Annotated in this window: 19 protein-coding genes; 7 read left to right on the top strand and 12 right to left on the bottom strand. The window is 69.5% G+C overall.

All coding sequences use genetic code 11. The features are described 5' to 3' along the window. The 7 genes from AC07OH_RS27230 to AC07OH_RS27200 form a co-directional block, all read right to left on the bottom strand. A partial coding sequence (locus AC07OH_RS27230; protein WP_495302772.1) for a condensation domain-containing protein occupies positions 1-1,746 on the bottom strand: 1,746 nt, incomplete at its 3' end. Continuing rightward, positions 1,743-6,371 (bottom strand): type I polyketide synthase, encoded by a 4,629-nt coding sequence (locus tag AC07OH_RS27225; protein WP_495302771.1) that lies wholly within the window; start codon positions 6,369-6,371, stop codon positions 1,743-1,745. The genes AC07OH_RS27230 and AC07OH_RS27225, both read right to left, overlap by 4 nt. Next, on the bottom strand, positions 6,371-11,683 hold the full coding sequence (locus tag AC07OH_RS27220) for an amino acid adenylation domain-containing protein (RefSeq protein ID WP_495302770.1): 5,313 nt from the start codon (positions 11,681-11,683) through the stop codon (positions 6,371-6,373). The genes AC07OH_RS27225 and AC07OH_RS27220 overlap by 1 nt, the downstream gene beginning before the upstream one ends. Before the next feature lie 2 nt (positions 11,684-11,685). Further along, entirely contained in the window at positions 11,686-12,429 is a 744-nt protein-coding gene (locus AC07OH_RS27215) for a thioesterase II family protein (RefSeq protein WP_495302769.1), read from the bottom strand. Continuing rightward, entirely contained in the window at positions 12,429-12,683 is a 255-nt protein-coding gene (locus tag AC07OH_RS27210; protein ID WP_495302776.1) for an MbtH family protein, read from the bottom strand. The genes AC07OH_RS27215 and AC07OH_RS27210 overlap by 1 nt, the downstream gene beginning before the upstream one ends. A gap of 217 nt (positions 12,684-12,900) precedes the next feature. Continuing rightward, positions 12,901-13,062, bottom strand: coding sequence for a hypothetical protein (locus AC07OH_RS27205; protein ID WP_495302768.1), 162 nt, complete (start codon positions 13,060-13,062; stop codon positions 12,901-12,903). A gap of 216 nt (positions 13,063-13,278) precedes the next feature. Beyond that, on the bottom strand, positions 13,279-13,812 hold the full coding sequence (locus AC07OH_RS27200) for a sigma-70 family RNA polymerase sigma factor (protein WP_206167912.1): 534 nt from the start codon (positions 13,810-13,812) through the stop codon (positions 13,279-13,281). Between the two features lie 429 nt (positions 13,813-14,241). Here AC07OH_RS27200 and AC07OH_RS27195 point away from each other — a divergent pair, with 429 nt between their 5' ends. The 6 genes from AC07OH_RS27195 (at position 14,242) to AC07OH_RS27170 (ending at position 18,324) form a co-directional block, all read left to right on the top strand. Next, complete coding sequence (locus AC07OH_RS27195; protein ID WP_495302767.1) at positions 14,242-14,967, top strand: 4'-phosphopantetheinyl transferase family protein; 726 nt, start codon at positions 14,242-14,244, stop codon at positions 14,965-14,967. 30 nt (positions 14,968-14,997) lie between these two features. After that, entirely contained in the window at positions 14,998-15,837 is an 840-nt protein-coding gene (locus AC07OH_RS27190) for a plasmid replication/partition related protein (RefSeq protein ID WP_495302766.1), read from the top strand. Between the two features lie 350 nt (positions 15,838-16,187). Then, on the top strand, positions 16,188-16,904 hold the full coding sequence (locus AC07OH_RS27185; protein WP_495302765.1) for a hypothetical protein: 717 nt from the start codon (positions 16,188-16,190) through the stop codon (positions 16,902-16,904). After that, on the top strand, positions 16,901-17,425 hold the full coding sequence (locus AC07OH_RS27180; protein ID WP_062469903.1) for a GTP-binding protein: 525 nt from the start codon (positions 16,901-16,903) through the stop codon (positions 17,423-17,425). The genes AC07OH_RS27185 and AC07OH_RS27180 overlap by 4 nt, the downstream gene beginning before the upstream one ends. 52 nt (positions 17,426-17,477) lie before the next feature. After that, complete coding sequence (locus tag AC07OH_RS27175) at positions 17,478-17,861, top strand: roadblock/LC7 domain-containing protein (RefSeq protein ID WP_062469906.1); 384 nt, start codon at positions 17,478-17,480, stop codon at positions 17,859-17,861. A 103-nt stretch (positions 17,862-17,964) separates the two neighbouring features. Continuing rightward, positions 17,965-18,324: a hypothetical protein gene (locus AC07OH_RS27170; RefSeq protein ID WP_070062428.1), complete on the top strand. Its 360-nt coding sequence runs from the start codon at positions 17,965-17,967 to the stop codon at positions 18,322-18,324. A 42-nt stretch (positions 18,325-18,366) separates the two neighbouring features. Here AC07OH_RS27170 and AC07OH_RS27165 read toward each other — a convergent pair whose 3' ends face one another. Genes AC07OH_RS27165 through AC07OH_RS27150 form a run of 4 tightly spaced genes read right to left on the bottom strand, consistent with a single transcriptional unit; the run spans position 18,367 to position 22,849 of the window. After that, positions 18,367-20,718, bottom strand: a complete 2,352-nt coding sequence (locus AC07OH_RS27165) for a penicillin acylase family protein (RefSeq protein ID WP_495302764.1) — start codon at positions 20,716-20,718, stop codon at positions 18,367-18,369. Beyond that, entirely contained in the window at positions 20,715-21,107 is a 393-nt protein-coding gene (locus tag AC07OH_RS27160; RefSeq protein ID WP_495302763.1) for a Rid family hydrolase, read from the bottom strand. The genes AC07OH_RS27165 and AC07OH_RS27160 overlap by 4 nt, the downstream gene beginning before the upstream one ends. Positions 21,108-21,147: 40 nt before the next feature. Next, positions 21,148-21,849 (bottom strand): aspartate/glutamate racemase family protein, encoded by a 702-nt coding sequence (locus AC07OH_RS27155; protein ID WP_495302762.1) that lies wholly within the window; start codon positions 21,847-21,849, stop codon positions 21,148-21,150. A gap of 13 nt (positions 21,850-21,862) precedes the next feature. Continuing rightward, on the bottom strand, positions 21,863-22,849 hold the full coding sequence (locus AC07OH_RS27150; protein WP_495302761.1) for a Bug family tripartite tricarboxylate transporter substrate binding protein: 987 nt from the start codon (positions 22,847-22,849) through the stop codon (positions 21,863-21,865). A gap of 59 nt (positions 22,850-22,908) precedes the next feature. Here AC07OH_RS27150 and AC07OH_RS27145 point away from each other — a divergent pair, with 59 nt between their 5' ends. Next, the gene (locus tag AC07OH_RS27145; protein WP_495302760.1) at positions 22,909-23,985 is read left to right on the top strand and encodes a helix-turn-helix transcriptional regulator; all 1,077 of its coding nucleotides are present in this window, start codon (positions 22,909-22,911) and stop codon (positions 23,983-23,985) included. A 4-nt stretch (positions 23,986-23,989) separates the two neighbouring features. Here the strand turns inward: AC07OH_RS27145 and AC07OH_RS27140 are convergent, their stop codons facing one another. Next, positions 23,990-25,237, bottom strand: a complete 1,248-nt coding sequence (locus AC07OH_RS27140; protein ID WP_495302759.1) for a dienelactone hydrolase family protein — start codon at positions 25,235-25,237, stop codon at positions 23,990-23,992. Between the last annotated feature and the right edge of the window lie 41 nt (positions 25,238-25,278).

The raw sequence follows: 25,278 nt of genomic DNA, 5'->3' as shown, positions 1-25,278 counted from the left end.
ATCGGGCGAGCGCTCCACCGCGATGCCGACCAGCGTCTCGGGCTTCACGCCGCGCGCCAGCAGGTGGTGCGCGAGGCTGTTGGCGCGTGCGTTCAGGTCGCCATAGCTCAGCACCTGCTCGCCGAAGGCCAACGCGGTCGCGTCGGGCTGCGCGGCGGCCTGGCGTTCGAAGAGACGGTGAACGGGCTCGACGTCGCCATGGCTTCGCATGTTGACGCCCCATGCCGCGAGCTGCGCATGTTCCACCTCGTCGAGCAGCGCGAGCGCGCCCAGCGGCTGGCGCGGGTCGGTGGCCAGTGCGGCGAGCACGCGGTGGTAGTGGCCCGCAAGTCGCGCGATGGTGGCGGGCTCGAAGAGTTCGGCCGCGTAGCGGAAGGCGGCGCGGATGCTGCCGTCCTCGCGCTCGATGGTTTCCAGCGTGAGCTCGAAGGGCGCGGTGCGCTCTTCCAGGTCAATGCGCCGCACCGCCAACCGCGGCCAGCCGCGCAGCGGCCGCTCGCCTTCCCCCAGATGATTGAACATGACCTGGAACAGCGGAGGGGCCGCATGGCCGCCGTCGCCGCGCAGCGCCTGCACCAGCCGTTCATAGGGCAGCTCCTGGTTCGCCTGCGCCTCGAAGGCGGTGTCGCGCACCTGCGCGAGCAGTTCGGCCAGCGGCATGCGCGCGTTCAGGCGCGCATCCATCACCACGGTGTTGATGAAAGCGCCGACGACACCCACGGTCTCGGGACGGCTGCGGCCCGCGACCGGCACGCCGATGCGGATCTCATCCTGCCCGGTGTAGCGGAAAAGCACCGCATGGAAGGCTGCGAGCAGCACCATGAAGAGCGTGCTACCCTGCGCGCGCGCCTGCTGCCGGAGTTCGCGCGCGAGCGGCGCGGGCACGTCGAGCGCATGCTGCACCGCGCTGTAGCCGGACTGGCCCGAGCGCGGGCGATCGGTCGCGAGGTCGAGCACCGGCTGGCTGCCGCCGAGCCGCTGGCGCCAATAAGCCAGTTGCCGCGCGCCCTCTTCCCCTTCGAGCCACCGGTGCTGCCAGCGCGCGAAGTCGATGTAGCGGATCTCGGGCCCGGGTCCCGGCCGGGCCGCCACGCCATCGATCTGCTGCGCATAGAACTGCGCCAGCTCGTCGAGGATGAGTTCGACAGTCCACGCATCAGAGACGATGTGGTGCAGCATCAGCAGCAACTGGTGCTCGCCCTCTTCCATCTTCAGCAGCGCGCCGCGCAGCAGCGGGCCGGTCGTCAGGTCGAAGGGTGTGCGGCAGACCTGGAGCACCGCTTCACGATGGCGCACCGCGCGGGTCGCGGCATCGAGCGTGCTCAGATCGGCGAAGGGAATGTCGACGCGTGCTACGGGGTCGATGCGCTGCTCGGGCAGGCCTTCCGCGCCGGTGCCGAACACGGTGCGCAGGCTGTCGTGGCGCTGCACCAGGCGATGCACCGCCTCTTGCAGTGCGGCCACGTCCAGCAAGCCCGAGAAGCCGAGTCCGCCGCCGACGTGATACGCCGTGTTGCCGGCATCGAGCTGCCAAAGGAACCATTGGCCCTGCTGCATGAAGGAGACCGGCGCGGCGCCGCCGTCGTCGGTGCTCTTCGCGATGCCCTCGCGCGAAGGACGCGGCGCGGTGCCGGCCGTCCCGGCGGCACCGTTGCCGTCCTCGCGCTTCAGGCGGCGCTGCAGCAGGCTCAGTTGCGCCGGCGTCAGTTTCGCGCGGCGTGCGGTGATGTCGTTACCCTGGCTCATGATGGAAAACTCGCAGTGCTGCGGTCGAGGCGATCGCCGTCCCGGCCCTTTTCGCCTGCTTCGTCGGCTTCGTCGGCTTCGTCGTCGAGGCTGGCCGCTTCGATGTCCTCGATCAGCCGCAGTTCGACCAGTGCAGCCAGCTCGGCGACGGTGGGCGCCTTGAAGAAGGCGGCAGGCGCCAGGTCCACGCCGTAGGCCTTGCGCACCTTCGACAGCAGGCGGATGGCGAGCAGCGAATCGCCGCCCAGTTCGAACAGGTTGTCGTTCACGCCCACGGGCGCGATGCCGAGCGCCTCGGTCCACAGTTCGGCGAGCCCCTCCTCGAGATCGCCTTCTGGGGCGACGAAAGCCGTCTGCAGCACGGGACGTGGATGGCCGGCGCGCGCGGGGGCGGTGGCCTCGGGCTCGTCGTCCATCGCATCCAGCAGGCCGCGAAGCGGGCGCAGGCGCGGCGCGAGCGGCAAGGCGGACACCACGACCTGCGGCAGGTCGGGCCCGTTGACGATGCGCTCGAAGGCCAGCACGCCGGTGCGCTCGTCCAGGCCCATGCCCTCGGGCATGTCCTTGCCGGCCGCGGCGCCCACGTCGCGCCAGGCGTCCCAGTTGACCGAAAACACCGGAAACGCCGACGAACGGCGGTGCGCGCTCGCCAAGGCATCGAGGTAGTCGTTGGCCGCGGCGTAGTCGCTGAGGCCAAGGCCGCCGAGCAGCGTCGCGATCGAGGAGCAGAAGAGCACGAAATCCAGCGGCTCCGAGGCCACCGCGTCGAGCAGCGCGCGCGTGCCCGCCACCTTGGGTGCGAACGCCGCTTCGACCTGCGCCTGCGTGCGTTGCGAGACCATGCCGTGGCCGGGTTCGATGACGGCGTGGACGACACCGTTCACCGCGCCGAAGCGCGCACGCGCCGCGGCCCATGCGCTGCGCAGTTGGGCAGGGTCGCTCACATCGGCGGCCACGGTCAGCACCTCGGTGCCGGCCGCCTCCAGTTCGATGAGTTGCTGCAGCCGGCGGCGCAGCGCCAATGGCTGGTCGGCTGCTTCGGCAAGGCGCGCCCACTCGCTGCGCTCGGGCACCGGCGTGCGGCCCAGCAGCACCAGCCGGGCCTGCCAGGTCTTGCCGAGGTGGCGCGCGAGCGCAAGGCCCACGCCGCCGAGCCCGCCGGTGATGAGATACACGCCGCCCTTGCGCAGGCGCTGCACGCCCGGCGTATCCACTGCGAGCGCTTCGTAGCCCTTGGTCCAGCGGTGCGGACCGCGGTAGGCGACGACGGCTTCGCCGTGCGATGCCGCCGCCTCTTCGGCCACGCGGCGTGCAAGTTCACTCTCGGCCGCGCTCTCGGGCGCCGGCAGCACCACATCCACGATGCGGCACGCGATCGACGGCGACTCCTGGCCCAGCACCTTGGCCAGGCCGCGCAGCGTGGCCTTCTCGGGCGAAAGGGCCTCGGTGCCGGTGACGTCCTCGATGCCGTCGGCGACCACGGTCAGCGCCAGCGGTGCGCGTTGCGATCCACCGGCGTCGTCGAGCGCCTGGGCCAGTGCGAGCAGGCTGAAGTAACCACGCTCGAAGACCTCGGCCTGCGAGGCGGCGGGGCGCCCCGCGTCGAGGCTCCACAGATGGAACACCTGCGTCACCGCACCGGCCTCGGCTTCCACCTCGCGCAGGAGCCGCGCATGCTCGGCGCGCTCCGTGGGCCGCAGCGTGTACTGCAGCGCGGCGGTGCGCGCGAAGGCCTTGCCACGCAACGCGACGACCACCGGCACGCCCTGCGCACGCAGCGTGCGTGCGAGGCGGTCGGTGAAGCTGTTGGCATCGCCGAGGATCAGCGTGCAGCCCGAGCCTCCCGTGTCGGCCACTGCGGGCTGCTCGGCACGCGGCGGCAGTGCCGTGCGCTTCCACGCGGGCACGTAGAAAGGACTGGTGGGCCCGGCTTGCACGGGCTGCTGCGACGCTGCCGCGGGATCAACCCAGAACCGCTGGCGCCGGAAGGCATAGGTCGGCAATGACACGCGGCGCCGGCTCTCGCCGTTGCGGCAGGCTGCCCAGTCGATGTCCACGCCCACGGTCCACAAGCCCGCCACCGCATTCGCCAGCTGCGGCGCATTGCGCGCGAGCTGCTGCGGATGGGCCTGGCTGGCCCAGATGCCGGCGGCCGAAGTGCTGTCGGCGTGCAGCCTTGCGAGACCGGCGAGCGTCTCGCCCGGACCGACTTCGATCACCGCGCGGCCGGGCGTCGCGAAGACCTCGCGCAGGCCTTCGGCGAAGCGCACCGCGCCCCGCAGATGCCGCCCCCAGTAAGCGGGGTCGGTGGCTTCCTGCGCCGTGATCGGCTTGCCCGACGCATTGGAGAGAAATGGAATGGCGGGTGCGCTCCTCGGCACCGCAGCCACGACGCGCTCCAGCTCCGCGACCACCGGGTCGACGAGGCGCGAATGGAAAGCAATGGACACGTGCAGGCGGCGCGGCACATGCTGCTTCGCGCGCAGCGCCTCCTCGACGCGCTCGATCGCATCCACCGGGCCGGAGAGCACGCACAGCGCCTCGCCGTTCACCGCGGCAAGATCGCAGCCCATGGCGAGCCAGGGCGCCAGCTCCTTCTCGGAAAGCGACACGGCGGTCATCGCGCCCGGCACCACCGTCTGCAGCAGGCGGCCGCGCGCGGCCACGATGCGCAGCGCATCTTCGAGCGAGAACACGCCGGCCAGGCATGCCGCGACATATTCGCCAAGGCTGTGGCCGAGCATCAGCGCGGGCTTGACGCCGCAGTGCATCCACCAGCGCGCCATCGCGTAGCCGACGACGAAGAGCGCGGGCTGCGCGAACTCGACGCGCAGCAGGCGCTCATTGGCGACCCCCTCGCCGCCCGCTGGTGGAAACAGCAGCGGCTGCAAGTCGACGCCGCTGTCCTTGCGCAGCAGCGCGAAGCAGCGGTCCATCTCCTCGCGGAACACGGTGCTCTCGCGATAGAGGTCTGCGCCCATGAGCGCGTGCTGCGTGCCGCTGCCGGGAAAAAGGAACACGACTTCGGGCGCCGCGGTCACGGGCTTCGGCGCGAGCGCGAGGGGCGCAGCGAGCATCTCGGCGGCCATCGCGGACTGGTTCGCGACCACTGCGCTGCGCCATGCAAAGGGTTTGCGTCCTTCCTGAAGCGTGAAGGCGACGTCCGCCAGCGATTGCTCATCGCCGGATTCGCGCAGATGCGCAGCCAGGCGCTCACGGCCTTCCTTGAGCGCGCCTGCGTCCTTGGCCGACAGCGGCAGCACCTGCCACGGCGATGCCTTGACTTGCGCGGAACGCGTACGCGGCGCCTCTTCGAGCACCGCGTGCACATTGGTTCCGCCGATGCCGAACGAGCTCACGCCCGCGCGGCGCGGCGTGCGGCCCTCGGGCCAGGGCTGGCGCTGCGCGTTCACATAGAACGGGCTGCTCGCGAAATCGATCTGCGGATTGGGCTTCGTGAAATGCAGGCTGGGCGGCAGCACGCCGTGCTTGAGCGCCATCGTGGCCTTGATGAGCCCCGCCACGCCGGCCGCCGCATCGAGGTGGCCGATGTTGGTCTTGACCGAACCGACGGCGCAGAAGCCGCGCCGCTCGGTGTCGGCGCGAAAGGCCTGCGTGAGCGCCGCGATCTCGATCGGGTCGCCCAGCGTGGTGCCGGTGCCGTGCGCCTCGATGTAGCCGATGGTGTCGGCCGAGACGCCCGCGATCAGCTGCGCCGCGCGGATGACCTCGGCCTGCCCGTCGATGCTGGGCGCGGTGAAGCCGACCTTGGCGGAGCCGTCGTTGTTGGCCGCGGTGCCCTTGATGACGGCATGGATGGTGTCGCCGTCGCGCAGCGCCTCATCGAGGCGCTTGAGCACGACCACGCCGGCACCGCTGCCGATCACCGTGCCGGCCGCATCGGCGTCGAAGGCGCGGCAATGGCCATCGGGCGAGAGGATCGCGCCGGCCTGGTAGCGGTAGCCACCCTCCTGCAGCAGGTTGAGCCACACGCCGCCGGCCAGGGCCATGTCGCAATCGTGGCTCAACAGCGCCTGGCAGGCGGTGTGCACGGCCGTGAGCGAGGTGGAGCAGGCGGTCTGCACGCTCACGGCGGGGCCGCGCAGATTGAGCTTGTAGGCCACGCGCGTGCACAGCGAGCCGCTGCCGTTGCCGTTCATCAGGCCGAGCAGGTCGGCGATGCCCGTGTGCGCGCCGAGGCCGAAGGACGGCAGCAGGTTGCGGATCAGGTAGACGTTGGCGCCCTCGCCCGCGTAGACGCCGACCTTGCCCGGCCAGCGCTCGGTATCGCAGCCGGCGTGTTCGAGCGCCGCCGAAGCACACTCGAGAAACACGCGCTGCTGCGGGTCGAGGGTCTCGGCTTCGCGGGGCGTGTAGCCGAAGAAGCCGGCGTCGAAGTGGTCGAAGCCCTCGAACATCACGCCGGCCTTCACGTAGTCGGGGTCGTCCAGCAGGCTCTGCGGCACGCCGCGTTCGCGCAGCTGCTCGTCGGTGAAGCGCGACACCGATTCCACGCCGCCCTGGATGTTGCGCCAGAAGGCGTCCACGTCGTCGGCGCCGGGAAAGCGGCCCGACAGGCCGACGATGGCGATCTCGAGACCGGTGGGTTCGTTGAAGCTAGACATCAGGTGACTCTCTGTGCGGCCTTGCGGCGTTGAAGCATCGCGGCGCGCTGGCGCAGCGCGCGGTCGTCGGCGCCCGCCGCAGAAGCAGCCGCGGCTTGCGCACCTCCCTGCTCGATCCAGCGCGCGAGCGATTCGACGGTGGGGTACTTGAAGAGGTTGACCAGCGGGAAGCTGCCCTGCAGCCGGTCTTCCAGCAGGCGGTGCGCACGGATGAGCAGCAGCGAATGCCCGCCGAGGTCGAAGAAGTTGTCGTGCAGCCCGACCTGCCCGACCTGCAGCACCTCCGACCAGATGGCCGCGAGCGAGCGCGCCACATGGCCCTGCGGCGCCTCGTAAGTGCGCTCGCGGCCCGACTCCCCGGGCTCGGGCAGCGCCTTGCGATCGACCTTGCCGTTGGCGTTGAGCGGCAGCGCATCCAGCACCACGAGAGCGCGCGGCACCATGTGGTCGGGCAGCGCCTGCCCCAGCTGCTCGCGCAATGCGACGGTGTCGACCACCTGCTGCGCGTGGGCGGCGATGTAAGCCACCAGCGAAGTGCCCGTCGCCCCCTCGCGGGCCACGACCACGGCCTCGCGCACCTGCGGATGCGCGAGCAGCTGTGCCTCGATCTCGCCGAGTTCGATGCGGAAGCCGCGGATCTTCACCTGGTGGTCGAGGCGGCCGAGGTAGTCGAGCTGGCCCTGGCTGTTCCAGCGCACGAGGTCGCCGGTGCGGTACAGGCGCCCGCCGCCGGTCGCATCGAAGGGGTCGGCCACGAAGCGCTCCGAGGTCAGCCCCGGTCGCTTCGCATAGCCGCGCGCCAGGCCGATGCCGCCCAGGTACAACTCGCCCGCCACGCCCGGCGGCACGAGGTTGAGCGAAGCATCGAGCACATGGGTCTGGATGCCGGAAATGGGCTGCCCGATCGCGACCTGGCTGCGGCCGTCGTCGCGGCAGGTCCAGTGGGTCACGTCGATGGCCGCTTCGGTGGGGCCGTAGAGGTTGTAGAGCCGGGCCTGCGGCAGGCGAGCGAGCACCTCGTTCTGCGCCTCGGCGGGCAGGGCCTCGCCGCTGCACACGATGCGGCGCAGGCTGGTGCAGCTTTCCACGTCGGGCTGCGTGAGGAAAGCTTGCAGCATCGAAGGCACGAAGTGCAGCGTGCTCACGCCGTGACGGCGGATCAGTTCGACCAGCCGCGCCGGGTCGCGGTGATCGCCCGGTGCCGCCACGGCCAGCCGCGCACCGACCATCAGCGGCCAGAAGAACTCCCACACGGACACGTCGAAGCTGAACGGCGTCTTCTGCAGCACGGTGTCGCCGGCGCCCAGGGCATAAGCCTGCTGCATCCAGGCGAGCCGGTTGTGCAACGCGCGGTGACGGTTGGCCGCGCCCTTGGGCTTGCCGGTGGAGCCCGAGGTGTAGATGACATAGGCGAGGTTCTCGGCGTTCAGCGCCACGGCCGGATCGCTGTCGGGCGCATGCCCCTGCGCATCGTCGCCATCGATGGCCAGCAGCGCCACGCCCGGCATCTCCTGGGGCAGCCGTTCGCGCAGACGCTCCTGGGTGACCAGCAACGCGAGTCCGCTGTCTTGCACCATGTAGGCGATGCGATCGATCGGATGCTCCGGGTCGATGGGCACGTAGGCGCCGCCGGCCTTCATGACCGCAAGCAGCGCGATGACCAGTTCGTTGCTGCGCTCCAGCGCCACGCCCACGAGGCTCTCGGGCCGCACGCCGCGGGCGATGAGTTGGTGGGCGAGGCGGTTGGCGCGGCGCTCGAGCTCGGCATAACTCAGTGCTTCATCGCCGAAAACCAGCGCCTGGACATCCGGATGCGCGGCAGCCCGGCGTGCGATGACATGGTGCACCGGCTCGGCCTCGCCGTGGCTCGCCGTGCTGACGCCCCATGCCGCGAGCTGCGCGTGTTCGGCATCGTCGAGCAGCGCGATGCCGTCCACCGCACGGTCTGCATCGGTGCAGAGCGCGCCGAGCACGGTCACGTAATGCCGCGCCATGCGTGCGATGGTTTCGCGCTCGAACAGATCGTCGGCGTAGATCACGTCGAGCCTCAGATGGCCGTCGGGCCGCTCCCGGGCTTCCAGCACCCAGTCGAACTGGGTCTGCAGGTCGGGCAGCGCCTGGTCCTGCACCTGGATGCCTTCCAGGCGCTGCAGCGGGCGATGGTCCTCGAAGAGGTGGTTGATCATCACCTGGAACAAGGGGCTCTGGCCCATGCTGCGCCCAGGCTGCAGGTGCTGCACCAGTTGCTCGAAGGGCAGGTCCTGGTGCGCCTGCGCGCCCAGCACCGCCTCACGGGCCTGTGCGAGCGCGCGCGAGAGCGGTGTGCGGCCGCTGATCGGGTTGCGCAGCACGAGCGTGTTGACGAACAGGCCGATGACGTTCTCGAACTCCACTCGGTTGCGGTTGGCGATCGTGGCGCCGACACGAATGTCTTCCTGGCCTGTATAGCGGTGCAACAGCACCTGCAGGCCCGCGAGCAGCACCATGAACAGCGTGACGCCCTCGGCCTGTGCAACGCCGCGCAGCTGGCCGAGCAACGGTGCGGGCAACTCGACGGTGTGCCGCGCCGCGCGGTAGCTGGCCTGCGGATTGCGCGGGCGGTCGCTGCGCAGCTCGAACACCGGATGCGCATCGCCAAGTTCCTTGCGCCACCAGGCGAGCTGCCGCTCGGCCTCGCCGGCGGCCAGCCACTCGCGCTGCCAGACCGCGTAGTCGGCGTACTGCGCGTGCAGCACGGGCAACGCCGCGGCACGGCCCTGCCGGCGCGCTGCATAGCCTGCGGCCAGTTCGTCGATCAGCACCTGCATCGAGGCACCATCGGACACGATGTGGTGCATCACCATGGCGAGCACCTGGGTGTCGTCCGTCAGGCGCAGCAGCGCCGCGCGCCACAAGCCGCCCCGGGCCAGGTCGAAAGGCGCGCTCTTGATGCGGCGGACCTCGCTTTCAAGGCGGTTGTCGCGTTCATCGGCAGGCACGTCACGCAGGTCGATCACTTCGAGCGCGAGCGTGCCGGTCGGCTTGATCCATTGCGCGGCAACGCCGTCGCTGCCCACGCGGAACACGGTGCGCAGCGACTCGTGCCGCGCAACGAGGTCGTCGAGCGCCGCGCGCAGCGCATCGGCCTGCAGCACGCCGGTGAGGCGAAGCGCGCCGCTCATGTGGTACGCCGCACTCGCCGGATCGAGCTGCCAGAGGAACCACTGGCGCTCCTGCGCATGGGACAGCGGCAGCGCGTGCAGCCTGCGTTCCGGCGGCAACACGGCGATGGGCGCCGGGCGGGCGCGCACGCCTTGCGCGAGTTGCTTTCGCACGGCGGCCGCGCACTCGCGCAGCCGCGGCTGCTCGAACATGAGGCGCACGGGGAAATCGACATCCCAATGCGCCGAGATGCGCGAGGCCACCTGGGTCGCGGTGAGCGAACTGCCGCCACGGGTGAAGAAATGCGCGTCGCGCGCAAAGGGCTTCGCATCGGCCGGCCGCAGCACCTCGCGCCAGATGGCGTCGAGCGTACGCTCGGTCTCGTCCAGCGCGGGTTCTTCGGCCGGCGCCTCGGTGGGGCCGCCCTTGACGAACGCCCCGCGCTCGTAGATCGCATAGGCATCCGCGCTGCGATCGAGCCAGCCCGCGCGGCAGGCGCTGCGCTGCAGCTTGCCGCTGGTGGTCTTGGGCATGCCGCCCGGGTTGAGCAGCAGCACGGCCGACAGCGCTTCGCCGAACACTTCGCTGACCGCGGCACTCAGCGCCTCGACCAGCACCTGCGGCGGCACCAGCTTCTGCATGCTGCGCGACACCTCGGCCGCGGCGCCGATGCCTTCGCCGTCGGGACCGCTGGCGGCGAACACCGCCACGCGCCCTTTGCGCACCGCATCGACCTCGGCCTCGATGACGCGCTCGATGTCCTGCGGGTAGATGTTGTGGCCGCGGACGATGATCAGGTCCTTGATGCGGCCCGTGACGTAGAGCTCGCCGTCGCAGACGAAGCCGAGGTCGCCGGTGCGCAGCCAGCGGCGACCCGCGATCTCGACGAAGGTCTCGGCGGATTCGCGCGGCTTGCCCCAGTAGCCGGCACCGATGCTCCCGCCGCTCACCCAGATTTCGCCGATGCGGCCGGGCTCGGCCACCACGGACAGCGTGGCGGGATCGACGATCTCGACCACATGCTCGACCGCCACCGCGCCGCAGCCCACGAGCAGCGTGCCGCCCTCGCTGGGCGCGCCCTTGCCGGCGGCCAGGCCATCGGCGTCGAAGCCGCGCGCCACCATGCCGGCGCCGCGCTTGCCGCCGGTCACGAACAGGGTCGCTTCGGCGAGGCCGTAGCAGGCGTAGACCGCGCCGGGGTCGAAGCCCGCGGGGGCGAAGCGTTCGATGAAATCGAATTCGGTGTCGGCACGCACCGGCTCGGCGCCGGTGTAGGCCACGCGCCAGCTCGAGAGGTCGAGTTGCGCGATCTGCGCGTCCTTCACGCGCTCCAGGCAGAGGCGGAACGAGAAGTCGGGGCCGCCGCTGAGCGTGGCGCGGTGGCGCGAGATCAGCTCCAGCCAGCGCACCGGGCGTTCGAGGAAATAGCGCGGCGACGTCAGCACCAGCGGGATGCCGCTGTAGAGCGGCTGCATCAGGCCGCCGATGAGGCCCATGTCGTGATAGAGCGGCGCCCACGAGACGAACTTGTCGTCGGGCCCGATGCCCATGCCGACCTGGATCGCCTGCTCGTTGGCCATCAGGTTGCGATGCGTGACGATGACACCCTTGGGCGCCGAGGTCGAGCCCGAGGTGTATTGCAGGAAGGCGATATCGTCGTCGCTGGGCTCGAAAGGCTGCCAGGTGTCGGCGAGCGCGATGTCGATCGCGTCGACGGCAACGATCTGCACATCGCCGAACTGGTTGCCTGCCGCCGACATCGCGGCGCTCAGCGCGGAAGACGTGAGCACGCAGCGCGCCTGCGAATCGGCGGCCACGCCGGTGAGCCGCGCCAGGTGCTGCGGCCGCGTCGATTCGGGCGGGAACACCGGCACCGCGATCACGCCGCAGTAGAAGCAGGCCAGCATGCTCACGGCGTAGTGGTCGCCGTTGTCGAGCATCACGAGCGCGCGGTCGCCCTTGGCGAACTGCTGCTGCAGGCGGGCCGCGAGCGCGCGCACGCGCTGCTCGAAGACGGCATAGGTGAAGGGCAACTCGCTGTAGACGCCGTCGATCTCGTCGACCACGGTGAGCCAAACGTCATGCGGACGCCGTTCGGCCAACGCGCGCAGGTGCGCCACGAAATTGCGCGGGGGCCGGCCGGCGGATGCCGTCGCGAGCGGTTCGTTCATATCTACCCTTGATGCGCCTGAAGGTGCGCTGGATGAAGATGCGTTGGCAGACGCCGTGCGAGCGCCGCGAGAAAGGCGGCCTCGTGTTGCCTGAGAAAGAAATGGCCGCCCTCGAACCAGTCGAGCGTGAAGGCGCCGCCGGTCTCTTCGGACCAGGCCGCCATGGCCGGCACCTCGATGTCGTCCTGGCGTCCCGCAAAGGCATGGATCGGCAGCGGGAGCGGCGGCCAGGCGGCGACATGAACGTGGCTGCGGCAGACGCGGCGGTCGGCGCGCAGCGTGTCCAGCGTGATGCGCATGAGCTCCTCGCTCGCGAACACCTCTTCGGGCGTGCCGCCCTGCTTGCGCAGTTCGGCGATCAGCGAGGCGTCGTCTTCGCCGCCGTCGAAGCGCCCGGGATCGCGTCGGGAAGGGGCCGCGCAGCCGGACACCAGCAGCGCGCGCGGCAACGGCCGCCGCAAGGACTGAAGACGACGGGCCACGCCATGCACGAGCAACGCGCCCATGCTGTGCCCGAAAAACGCGAAGTCGCCGCGCATCGCGTCGGCGTGCTCGGCGCAGATCCGCGCGACCATCGCATCGAAGTCTTCGACAAATGTTTCGCCCATGCGCGCGCCGCGCCCCGGCAACTCCACCGGCACGATGCGAACCCACGGCGGCAGGAAACGCCGCCACCGCAGGTACATGGAGGCGCTTGCGCCCGCGCACGGCAGGCACAGCAGCGCCAGGGGCGCCTGGGCGCTCATCAACCTGCCGCGGTTTGCGTGGTCGGTGCGTCCGCCTGTTGCTGCTGCATCCATTCGCGCAGCGACCTGGGCCGCATGTCGGTCCAGTGGCTCTCTACGTAGGCGAGAACGGTCTTCTTGTCGCCCTGGACGCCTTCGACGGCGGTCCATCCGCCGGGAACGGCCTTCCAGTGGGGCCAGATGGAGTACTGGTCTTCGTGATTGACCAGAACGATGAAGGCCTCGTCTTCGCGGTCAAAACAGCTCGTAGACATCGGTGCATCCTTGTGTGATTGAACAGAAGGAGCGCCGGATGGCCGGTCGCGGACCGGATCGAATTGCAGCGCCCCTGCCAACAGGACGCTTCGCAAGCGAATCTGTTCATTTCACGAGGGAGCACTTGCGGGGGAGATGGCTGCATCCGCCAAGGTGGGCCGGCGGGGCCATGCCACGAACGCGCGGCATGGCGCGCGTTGGCGGGGACGTCGGGCGTCAGGTGCGGGGCTGCGGCGTGGTGTCGGTGCCGGCATCGGGCGATTCGTCGCCATCGCCGAAGTCGTTGGCCGGAGGCAAGAAGCCCGCGAGCAGCCAGAGTTGCGCGGCCTTGTCGTAGGCACGGCGATGCGCGGGCTCTGCCAGGAGCCAGGTCGTCATTTCGGCGCGCGCCACGTCATCGAAATTTTCGCGATCGTGTTCGCGCTGTACCCAGTCCCATGCGGTGTTCCAGATGGGATCGTCTTTTTCCTGTGTCATTCTTGAAAGCCGTTCGCGTTGTCCGTGCAGACCGGCTCTGGAGCGCCTGCGGCCATTGCACAGCGCGCATTCTCGCGGGAAACGGGCGTGCCCCTTCCCAGCGTCGGGCGACGGCCTCTAGCGCGAGCCGCTGTCGAGCAGCAGATGGCCGCAGGACTTGATGGCCGTCGCAGCCTCGGCGATCAGGCCATTCACCAGCCCCAGCGCGCAACCCAGGCGCGCCGCGATCTCCCGCTGCGTCAGGCCTTCCAGCCGATAGAGCTCGAACACCAGGCGCGTTTTCGGTGCGAGCCCGGACAGCACCTGGTCGATGGCAGTGATGACCTGGCGCTCGCACATCATGCGGTCGGGCGTGCCGACGTCCGGCACATCCAGGAGTTCGACGTCGACATCGAAGGTGCGATAGCTGGCCTCGACACGGTGGCGCCGGCAGTAGTCCAGCGCCATGTTGCGCACCACCTGGCAGCAGTAGCCGATGGGCCGGTCGGCCTGCCGCACGCAAGGGCCGTCGACGATCTTCAGGTAGGCGTCCTGCACCACGTCGTCGGCCAGATCCGCCGTGTTGACGATCTTGCGGGCGACGCGCCAAAGCTGCATGCGATGGGCGATGAAGACTTCTCCGAGCGAAGGCTCGGACGAATCCACTGGCATGTTCAACACCTCTTCCTCCTGTGAGCGAGCCGAAACGGTCCGCAAGCCGATTACTACTTTTTATGCACAAATACAAATAAGAATCATTACTATTTATATGCAAACCTCAAGTCACCGTGATGACCTTCCGGGTCACCGTTCGAATCAAGTGATGTGGGTCCCCGCGAAAAATTCGGCGCTGCGAATCGCACGGCCCGGAAGCTCTGCACACACGCGGAGCCCGGCATTGCCCATGCGGGGGATCGCGATGATAGACCACTTCGCGTCGCATCATTTTTCATGGAAAAAATGCGAACGCGGCCCTCGATTGCCTCCTCATGGCCTCTAAGCTGTGGCCCCTTCATGCCAAGCGCCGCGTCACTCATTCCCTTGCCCGCGGGCGAGATTCACCTCTGGTTTTGCTTTCACGGCGATGCCAGCAGCCCCGAGTTGACGGCCGCCTGCCGTGCATTGCTGAGTGCGGAAGAACTGTCGAAACAGGCGCGCTTTCACTTCGCACGCGACCGGCATCGCGCGCTGCTGACACGCACGCTGGTGCGCTCGGTGCTGTCGCGCTACGCGCCGGTGGCGCCGCAGGCCTGGCAGTTCACGAGCAACGCTTTCGGGCGCCCTCGCATTGGCGCTCCGGATGCCCTTGAAGCAGTCGGCCTGACCTTCAACCTGAGCCACACCGACGGACTCATCGTGCTGGTCGTTGCGCGCCACATCGAGCTGGGCGTCGACACCGAGAACATCCAACGCAAGGCGGCGCTCGACGTTGCCAACCACTACTTCTCGCCAGCCGAAGCACGGGCATTGGATGCACTGCCAGCAGCGTTCCAGGCGGAACGCTTCTTCGAGTTGTGGACGCTGAAGGAAAGCTACATCAAGGCGCGCGGCCTGGGCCTGCAGATACCGCTGGACAGCTTCGGCTTTGCGCTGGACGCCCCCGGCACGATCGGCTTCGCGCGCGCGGATTCACGCACGGGCGACGACCCCGCGCAGGGCTGGGACTTCTGGCAACTGCGACCCACGCCGAAGCATCTCGTGGCCCTGTGCGCCGCGCAGGGCCCTTCGGCGTCGGCCCCCACGCGCATCGTCTGCCGGGAGATCGCACCGCTCGAATGGGACCGGCCGCTTGCGGTCCCCACGACCCGCACGAGTGCGGCCATCTAAAATTCCGGCCCTTTCCCCGCTCCCGTACCCATGAACATCGTCGTCAACGAAGAACTCAAAGCCTATATCGATCCCTTGACGCCGGAGGAGTACGAAGCCCTCGAACGCAGCATCCTCACCGAAGGCTGCCGCGACGCGCTGGTGTTGTGGGGCGACGTGCTGGTGGACGGCCACAACCGCTACGGCATCTGCCAGAAGCACGGCCTGCCCTTCCAGACCGTGCAGAACACGCGCTTCAAGACGCTGCAGGACGTGCACCTGTGGATGATCGACCAGCACCTGGGCCGCCGCAGCATCTCGGACTACCTGCGCGGCGTGCTGGCGCTGCGCAAGAAGGACATCGTGGACGAGCGCCGCGCCCGCAGCACCGCCACCACGCCGACCACGGCGGACGACCCGCCCTTCGACGTCGACGACGCGCCCGCTTCGACCTCCACTCCCGCTTCCGACGAAGCCCTGCCGCCGCCCGTGCCGCTGAACAGCCGCGAGGCCATCGCCCGCGCCGCGCGCCTGAGCAGCAGCCAGGTCGTGATGATCGAGAAGATCCAGAAGCAGGCCGCGCCCGAGCTGGTGGCGGCCGTGAAGTCGGGCGTGATCTCGATCAACACGGCCGCGGCCGTCGCTTCCCTTCCCGCCGAGGAGCAGGTGACAGCCGCCAACGCCGGCAAGGACGAACTCAAGCAGGCCGCCAAGCGCGTGCGCGAAGCCAAGCGCAAGCCGCGCGAAGCCGCACCTGAAACCGAAGAAGGCGCCGAACCGGCGTCGCTCGACGCTGTCCAGCAACTGGAACAGCGCGTGGCCGAACTCACGGCCGAAAACGCGGACCTGCGCCGGCAAGTGGCCGCGCTGCAGGCGCAACTGGCGCACTGACGCCCCGGCGGGCGCCGTTCCGCGCGCCCGCCTCTTTCACCGCCCCCCCTGAAACCTCGCGCGCCGCGCTGCGGCCCGCGAGGCCTTGTCGCGTCCGCGACCCACTGAAAACAGTTGTTCGTAATCTTGTGTTTTTATTTGCAACAAGTGTTATATTTTTGACGCCACCTCCAAACAAACACTTTAGTTCTCCAAGCCAGCGTTGCGGACGGCGTCACCGTCCAACTTCCTACAGTGAGTGCTTAAGTTGCAAAAAGAACGGCGATGCCGCCCCCAATCGGTGTTTTCGATGCGGTTGAACGCAATGCCCCGCAGCGGTCGGCTGACGGGCTTCGCTTTGCGGAGGCTGCATGACGGCCGTTAACACTGTTCCCAAAAGTCAACGCGCCCTGCTGAGCTACAGCGTCGAGGGACTGGCGCACCGGGAAGAAGTGCTGCTCAAGTCGCTGATCCGGCTGCTCGACCACCGCACGCACCAGAACTGGTCGTGGAAGGCCGAACAGGCCGACCTGCGGGTCGTCGGCGAACAGGTCGCCCTTGCGGCCGCCTCGCCCCAACCGGCGGTGCCCACACTGACCGTCGCCCATGCCGACCCGCAGCGCGGCCCTTTCCTCGCCCTGCCGCTGCACACCGATGCGCTGGAAACGGCGCTCAACCGCCTCGGCGCGATGGTGGTCCACGCCCGCGGCCTGGGGCTGGCCGTGACCGAGGTGCCGATCGGCGAGCACGAAGAATTCCGCATGCTGCGCTGGCCGCCCGCGGCCGTGCTCGAAGCGCCGATCCGCCTGCGGCTGGCCACGCTGATGTCCAACCGGCCGGCGTCGGTGCTGTCGCTGCAGCAGCGCTCGCCCGCCACGCGCCAGGAGTGCGCGGACTTCCTGGCCGACCTGCAGCGCGCCGGCCTGCTCGAACGCGCCGCCAGCCCCGGCGTTCTCGTGGCCGCCTCGGCCCCCGACAGCGTCTTCCCCGACAGCCGCTTCCCGGCACCCGCCCGCGACACCGTGCAGCCCGGCCTGCTGGCACGCATCAGGAACCGACTCGGCTTGCTGCCGTCAGGCCCTCAATGACCGTAGAACACAAGATCCTCTTCACCGGCACCATGGGCGCCGGCAAAACCACGGCCATCGCCGGCGTGAGCGAGATCCCGCCCGTGAGCACCGACGTGCGCAACAGCGACACCTCGGTCGCCAAGGCCACCACCACGGTCGGCCTGGACTACGGCGAACTCACGCTCGACAACGGCGAAAAGCTGCGCCTGTACGGCACGCCCGGCCAGATGCGCTTCGACTTCATGTGGCGCATCCTGGGGCGCGGCGCGCTCGGCGTGGTGATCCTGGTGGACAACAGCCGCCCCGATCCGCTGGCCGACCTGGACATCTACCTGGACGGCTTTGCCGAACTCATCGCGCAGACCGCCTGCGTCGTGGCGGTGGGCCGCATGGAAACGCACCCGAGCCCCGGCATCGACGCCTACGCCCGGCGCATGGAGGCCAAGGGCGTCGTGTGCCCGGTGCTGCCGGCCAACGTCACCGATGCGCAGCAGGTCGTGCAGCTGCTGGAACTGCTCCTGCTCCAGCTCGAGGTCTGACGACACGGCGCTTCTTTTCTCTTTCTCTCCTTCTCATTCCATTCAAGCAGCAATGAACATCACTCCAAGAATCAGGCTTGCAGCGGAATCGGCCATCGACACCCTGATGCGGGAAATCAAGGGCGTGAAGGCCGTGGTGATCTCGACCGAAGACGGTCTGGAGCTGGCCGCGCGCGTCGAGAACACCGCGCAGGTCGCGCGCCTGTCGGCCATTGCCAGTTCGCTCGCCGCTTTGGGCGCCGTGGCCGGCGAGGAAAGCCAGCTGGGCCATTGCGACAACGTGGCGATCGAGGCCACGCACGGCCACATCCTCATGCTGCAGGCGCGGCATCCCGAGATGACGCTGATCGTGAGCGTGGTCACCAGCCGCGAAGCCATCATCGGCCAGGTCCTGTACTTCGCGAAACAGGCAACGCAGCTGCTGCAGCACGCCTGACGCCGGGCATCGGCCCACCACACCCATTCGACACCGGCAGCCGCCCATCCCCTTCGCCCGGGTGGCCGCCGACTTTCAGGGGCGAGGACTAGGAAAGATTTCGATGGCAAATATCAAGCAATCCATGGACGAACTGATGACCTGCGACGGCGCCCTGTGCGCGGCGCTGGTCGATTCGAGCAGCGGCATGATCCTGGGCCAGATCGGCTCGGGCGTCGATCTCGAGGTGGCCGCCGCCGGCAACACCGAAGTGGTCCGCGCCAAGCTGCGCACCATGCGCGACCTCGGCCTGAACGACAGCATCGAAGACATGCTGATCACGCTCGGCAAGCAGTACCACATCATCCGCCCGATGCAGAAGAAGGAAGGCCTGTTCGTCTACCTGGTGCTGGACAAGACCAAGTCGAACCTGGCGATGGCGCGCCGCAAGACGCTCGACGTCGAACAAGGCATGACGGTCTGAGCGACGTCGTTGCCAGGCCCCACCTAGGGCCTGGCGACACCGTCACTCGCGCAACGTGCGCCGCTCCAGCTTCGGGTCGGCCGCGATCTCCTCTTCGGTGAAGGGCGGCGTCACCAGCTGCTTGCGCGAGAAGAGTTCGAGCTGATCGTCGTGGTGCGGCGAAGCCGGGTCACTCGACTGCCCGCCCGCCATCATCACGCGCGCCACCGGCTTGCCCTGCGCCCACGTGACCACATGCACGTACGAGGTGCCGGCGACGATGTCGCCGTAGCCGTCTTTCGTGAGCGGCGCGCCCTCCAGCGCATTGAGCACGCCCTGCCCGCCCGGTCCGCCATGCAGCGGCACGCGGCCGCGCGGCGTGGGCCGCGCCAGCATGTCGCCCCACCGTTCGTCGCCACGCAGCCCCAGCGCCGCCAGCGCATCGGCCGTGTCGCGCACCGCCGCGACGATGCCCGCCGTCACGCCCGCCGACGACGACACCGGCCGCACGCGGAACGGATGCGCCGGGTTGTAGGGCTGCGCATACAGGCCGGGCACGTTGTCGAGCCGGGGGCCCAGCTCGACGAACAGCAAGGCACCGCGGCTGTCGACGTTGTGGCGCCGGTCCCACGCGGCCAGGATGCCGCAGGCGCGCTGCACCGAAGCGTCGCCCTTGGCGCTGGTGCAGGCGGCCAGCACGGCATCGAGCGTGGTCTCGGCCAGGTAGTTGCGATTGCCGAACACCATGTCGGTGGCTTCGGCCACATCGATGCGTCCGTCGGCCAGGCTGTCTTCGATCTGCCGTTGCGACATCAGCGTGCGCGCACTGGGTGGGGCCTTCGCGCTGCCGAGCAGCAATGAATAGCCATCGAGCTGGCGCCCCACCAGCGAGAGGCTGTAGCTGTCGTTGGCGTTCTGCACGATGCCGCGCGTGGCGAGCGCCGGCAGGCGGGAGGCCGGTGCCAGGCGCGGCCGGCCGTCGGCATCGCGCACGGCACAGGCGCTGCGGCGGCCGTCGAGTGCGCCCGGCACGGTGGCGTCGTCGGGCGGCGGCACGACGGCGCAGTCGCGCAACGCGGCATCGCCGATATCGAGCAGCGGCCCCGACTCGATGTACATCGCCTGCCCCTGGCTGTCGCCCGCGATCAGGTGCGCGGTGATGCCGCGGTTGCGCGCCACCGCCTGCTCGAAGGCGCCGATGTCGCGCGCCTTCGCCACGGCGAGGATCTGGTCCAGCGCACGCGCATTCGCCACGTTGGGGTCGGTCACGGCATGCCAGCCGGCCGGGCGGCCCGCTTCCGCGGGCAAGTGGTACAGCGGTCCGAGGTGCGAGTACGGCAGGCTGTGGCTTTGCGTGCGCACGCTGCCGTCGGGCTGCTTCACGCGCAGCGCGACGGTCTTCATCGTCAGTTCGCGCGGTGCGCCGTCGACCGTGTACGAAGGCTTCGCACCGGGCTTCACGTCCAGCGCCACCAGCAGCGGATAGGTCACGGTCGAGGGCGCCTCGATGCTCCAGGCCAGGTGCCGCGTGAAGCCCGACAGCGGCAGCGGCAGGCCCAGGAAGTCGGCGCCCATCACGTCGATCTCGCCGGGAATGGTGAGGTGCATCTGGTGCATCAGCAACCAGTGGTCCTGCCACAGCGTGTGCGGGTTGGCCACCATGATCGAGGTGTCCGTGCCCGTGGCCTCGGCGCCGTAGGCCCAGGCGTTGCTCGCCATGCGCTGCGTCGGCGGGCGGTCGCCCTTGGCCTTCGCCACGGGTGGCGCGCCCAGCTGGTCCCAGGTCGATGCCGAGGCGTAGGCTGCGACGCTCAAGGCCTTCCACAGCGAGCCCACCTGCATCGTGGCGCGCACCACATCGCTGGCTTCCATCTGCGGCAGCGCCAGGCCCTTGCACGCGGCGGGGCGCGCCTCGGGCGGCAGGTCGCGCACCCAGCGGTTGAAGCCGGCGGCATAGCCTTGCGCGAGCTGGCGTGCATCGGTGGACAGGCCCTGCCAGGCGGTCTCGACCTCGTCGTCCGACAGCTGCACGCGGTAGAACAGGTCGCTGTCCAGGTTGGGAATCTGCAGGAAGGCCACGGTGGCCAGGCCGTCCGGGCCGAAGCGTTCCGAGCGCTCGCCGCGCAGCGTAAGCACGCGGTCGGCCAGCAGGCAGAGGTGATCGCGCGCCACGGCATAGCCATGGCCATAGCCCAGGCCCGCGTAGTTGCTGGCCTTGATGTGCGGCAGGCCGTATTGCGTCCAGTGCACCTCGGCGCTGTAGGTGTCGTTCGACGCAGGCGGTGTGGGTGGCGGCGTCACCGCCGACCCACCGAAGAAGCCGCCACCGCCTCCGTTGTCGCCGCCGCAGCCGGCCACGACGCAGGCAAGCGCGCAGAAACCGGCACGCAGCAACCCGCTGGCGCGCGGTGTCATGGCCTGGCCCCGCCCACCGGCTGGCTCTTGCGCGCAATCACCTGCATCTCCACCCACGCCTTCGGCACGGCGATGCCGGCCAGCATGGCGGTGCCGGTCGGCTTGCAGGGCAGCACTTCCGACAGCGTCTGCACCACCGCGCCCAGGTGCTCGGCGCCGGCCACGATCAGCGTGTAGTTGATGACCTGCTCCAGCCGCCCGCCACAGGCCGCCAGGTACTTCTCGATGTTGCGCACCATCAGCCGGGTCTGGTCTTCGGCGCTGACGGCGAGCGTCTGCGTGTCGTAGTCCATGCCGATGGTGCCGGAGACGAAGATCCACTCGTCGTCGAACATCGCGCGGCTGTAGGGCGCATTGACAAAGGGCAAGGGGAAGTCGGCGGTCTGCATGCGGTGGTCTCTCTTTCGTTCTCTGTGTGTGGAAATGGAATCAGGCCCGGGTCATCTCGCGCACGATGGCGCGGGCGTGGATGTCGGTGGAATCGAACAACGGCGCGGCGCACGCGATCCAGGGCTTCACGGCGCTCAGCTCGGTGCAGCCCAGCACGATGCCTTCGGCACCGCGCGCCACGAGCGCGTTGCACAGCGTCGAGATGACGGCCACGTCGGCGGGGCTGGCCTCGCCGCGCGCCAGCGGCCCGAAGATGGCCGCGTCGAGCGTGCAGCGCTGCGCGGCGTCGGGCAGCACCAGCTCGAAGCCCGCGCCCTCCCCCAGCATCTGGCCGAAGAACGGCGCGTCGAGTGCGAAGCTGGTGGCCAGCAGGCCGAGGCGGCGCATCGACGGGAAGCGCGACGCGATCTCGTCACCGGTTTCGCGCGCCACGTGCACCAGCGGCACGCCCGCCGCAGCCTGCACGGCGTCGGCCGCGAAGTGACCGGTGTTCGCAAGAATGGCGATGAGTTCCGCGCCGGCCGCACGGGCCTGGCGCGCGGCGGTTTCCATCTGGGCGCGTGCATCGTCGCGGCGCCCTTCGGTCATGGCGGCGACGACGCCGGCGAAATCCAGGCTCACGATCACGCAGCGGGCCGAATGCAGGCCGCCGAGTTCGCGCTGGATGTGCTCGTTCAACAAGCGGTAGTAGCTGAGCGTGGAAGGCCACGCGACGCCTCCGATCAGGCCCGCGGTTTTCATGACGCGTTCCTTCTCAGTCGAGCTTGAATCCGAGCTTGCGGATCACCGGGCTGTAGCGCACCAGGTCGCTGTCGATGCGGCCCTTGAGTGCTGCTGCGCTGGTCTGCGCGGCCGGCTCGAAGCCGAACACCAGCAGCTTCTCGACCACATCGGGCTGGCGGATCGCCCAATCGACGCCGTCGCTCACGCGCTTCGCGATCTCGGGCGGCAGGCCGGCCGGGCCGACCACGCCGAACCACACGGAGAAGTCGACGCCCTTGTAGCCCAGCTCGTCGAGCGTGGGCACGTCGGGCAGGCCCGAAAAGCGCCTGGCCGAGGTGACGGCCAGGATCTTCGCGCGCCCCGCCTTCACGAACTGCACATAAGGCGCCATGCCGTCGAAGGCCGCGTCGATGTCGCCCGCAATGGTGGCCTGCGCCACTTCAGCGCTGCCCTTGTAGGGCACGCGCGTGGTCTCGATGCCGGCGCTGCGGTTGAACTCTTCCAGCGCCATCTGCGACAGGATCGCGGCGGCGCCGATGTTGATCTTGCCGGGGGCGGCCTTGGCGCGCTTCACCAGCTCATGCACGTCGCCCACGCTGCCTGGCTGGGTGCGCGCGATGACGGCCGTGGGCGAGGTGATGGCCAGCGCCACCGGTGTGAAGTCCTTGCGCGGGTCGTAGGGCAGCCGGTTGTACAGCGACGGGTTGAGCACGAAGGTCTGGTCGATGGACCACAGCAGCGTGTAGCCGTCGGGCTGGGCTTTCATGATCTCTTGCGCGCCGATCAGCGTGTTGCCGCCCGGCTTGTTGTCGACCACCACCTGCTGGCCCAGCTGCACCTGCAGCTTGGCGGCGATGAGCCGCGCGGCCACGTCGGCGCCGCCGCCCGCCACGAAGGGCACGACGAGGCGAATCGGCCGCGTAGGCCAGGCACTCTGCGCACCGGCAAGCGCCGGCAGGCACCCCGCGGCGAGGGCCGCCAGGAGCCCCAGAAACCGGCAGACACGTCGAGCATTCATCCATAAACTCCGTTCAAACCAAAGTGTTGCAACGCTAACGCCGCCTGTCAGGGTTTTCTATGCCGATCCCATCGCAGACTGTGCCGATCCAGCCTTCGCCGTTCACGGCCGCCGCGCTGCGCGAGGACGACTTCAACGCCGCGCTGATCCGCCTGCCCGCCGACCGACCGCTCGCGCTGCCGGCCCTGCACGACGGCGCCAGCCGCGAGGTGCGCTGGCCCGACGACGGGGGCCGCATCCTGCGGCTGCGCACCACGCCCTGGGAAGGCGCGAGCGCGCTGTACTTCGATTTCAGGTTGAACGACGACCTGCACGTGCAGCTGGCGCCCGGCAACGAGCTGCTGCTGACCTTCTTTCTTTCAGGTCACGTCACGGGCGAGATCGGCAGCGCGCAAGGCCGGCCGCTCGACTTCCGCGTCGACCGCGCGCTGCTGCGCACGCCGAACCGCGACGGCGGCTACCTGATCCACATTCCGGGCGCCTGCCGCAACAACTTCGTCCAGTTCCGCCTGCGGCGCGACCTGCTGCCGCGCTGGCTGCATGCGCTGGGCGTGCGGCTGCCCGCGCGGCAGATGAGCGAGCTGGTGGAGCGCGACGACGGCCGCGTGCTGTGCAACGCGGCGCTCACGCCGCGCGTGCGCGACTGCCTGGCGCGCATCGGCGACGAGCCCTCCGATCGCCCGGCCTTCGTGCCGCTGTTCCACGCACGCGCGACCGAGCTGCTGACCTGCGTGCTGCTCGACCTGGCGCAGCTGCTGCGCCCCGCACGTTCAGAAGACACCCACGGCAGTGCGGCAGCGCAGACGGTGCGCAGGCTGCGCGCGCTGCTCGGCGAAGCGCCGGCGCAAGCGTGGACGGTCGATGCGCTCGCGCAGCGGCTCGACCTGCGCGCCACGCGGCTGCAGGCCCATGTGAAGGAGGCCGAGGGCACGACGGTCTACGGCCCGCTCGTCGCCGAGCGGCTGGCGCTGGCCGCGCGGCTGCTGCGCGACACGCAGCTGAGTGTGCAGGCCATCGCGGCCGAGGCGGGGTGGGAGTGCCACGGCCGTTTCACCGCGGCATTTCGCAAGCAGCACGGCATGGCGCCGCGCGACTACCGCTTGCAGCAGGCGCCGCCGGCCAACAGCGGCGCCTGAGGGATCAGCCGCGCGGGCGCGTCAGCAGCGTGTTCGACGGCAGCGTCTCGTCGAGCAGCTTGCGCGCCGTTTCCACGCCCGCCACCGGCAGCAGCGCCGCGTCGAGCAGGCCCACCTGCACCAGCACGCTCGCCTGGTCCCAGTAGATGTGCTCGTGGTAGAGCTTGTCGCCGCGGAACTTGATGACCGCGAGCAGCGGGATCTCCACGCGCTTTCCGGTGGGCGCCACGCCGGGCAGCATCCACGGGATCTCGGTGGTGTGGGTGAAGCAGAACAGCATCTCGTCGACCACCTGCGTCGCGCCCACGGTGCGCGAGATCGGCACCAGCGAGGTGTCGGGCGGGTTGCTGTTGACGAAGTGGTTCGTGTAGAACGCGTGCAGGTTCCTGTAGCCCACGCCGCCCGTCATGGTCGGGATGTGGTTGACGTAGGGCTCGGCCACCATGGTGCCCATGGTGTCGTCGACATTGCGGGTGCCGAACTCGTACTCGCAGTGCTTGTCCCACAGCGCCGCCAGGTCGTAGTTCGGGCCGATGGCCGACTTCAGCGCGGCCACGCTGCGCTCGTGCGCCATGAGCGCCGAGGCACGGTGGAAGTGCTCGCCGCCGACGCGCGCGAAGGCGTGGTCGACGCCGGGGTACACATGCACCTCGACATTCGGCCGGCCGCGCAGGGTCTGCACGATGCGGTCGCGCGCCTCGGGCGGGCAGAAGCCGTCGAGCTCGGCCACGTGCAGTGCCAGCTTGCAGCGGATGCGGTCGGCCTCGTCGAGCGCGGCGTCGATGCCCACGCCGTAGTAGCCCACCGCCACGTCCGCGTCGGTGCGGCAGGCCGCCAGGTAGGCGAGCTTGCCGCCCAGGCAGAAGCCGAGCACGCCGACCTTGCCGCCGGGCACCTCGGGGCGCTGGCGCAGCGCGGTGATGGCGGCCTGCATGTCCTGCATGCCGAGCGCTTCGTCGAAGCCCTGGTACAGCGCGAAGGCGCGCTGCCAGTCGTCGGGCGTGTAGCCCAGCTGCACGTCGGGCTCCTGGCGCCAGAACAGGTCGGGCACGAGCACCACGTAGCCTTCCTCGGCGTAGTAGTCGGCCACGTCGCGCATGGTCTTGTTGACGCCGAAGATTTCCTGCGCGAGCACCAGGCCCGGGCCGGTGCTGCCGCGCGGCAGGGCCAGGTAGGCGCCGAAGCTGCCGCTGCCGTCGGCGGCCTGGATGCGGATGTCTTGCGACGACGATGGGGATGCCTTGTTCTGCATGGGTGTATGACTCCGTTCAATGCTCAAAGGTGGACGTGGGG

The sequence above is a fragment of the Variovorax sp. GW821-FHT10C12 genome (genome assembly GCF_059415405.1).
Note: the sequence above shows the minus strand (reverse complement) of the source record. Positions and strands in the feature narration are given on the sequence as shown.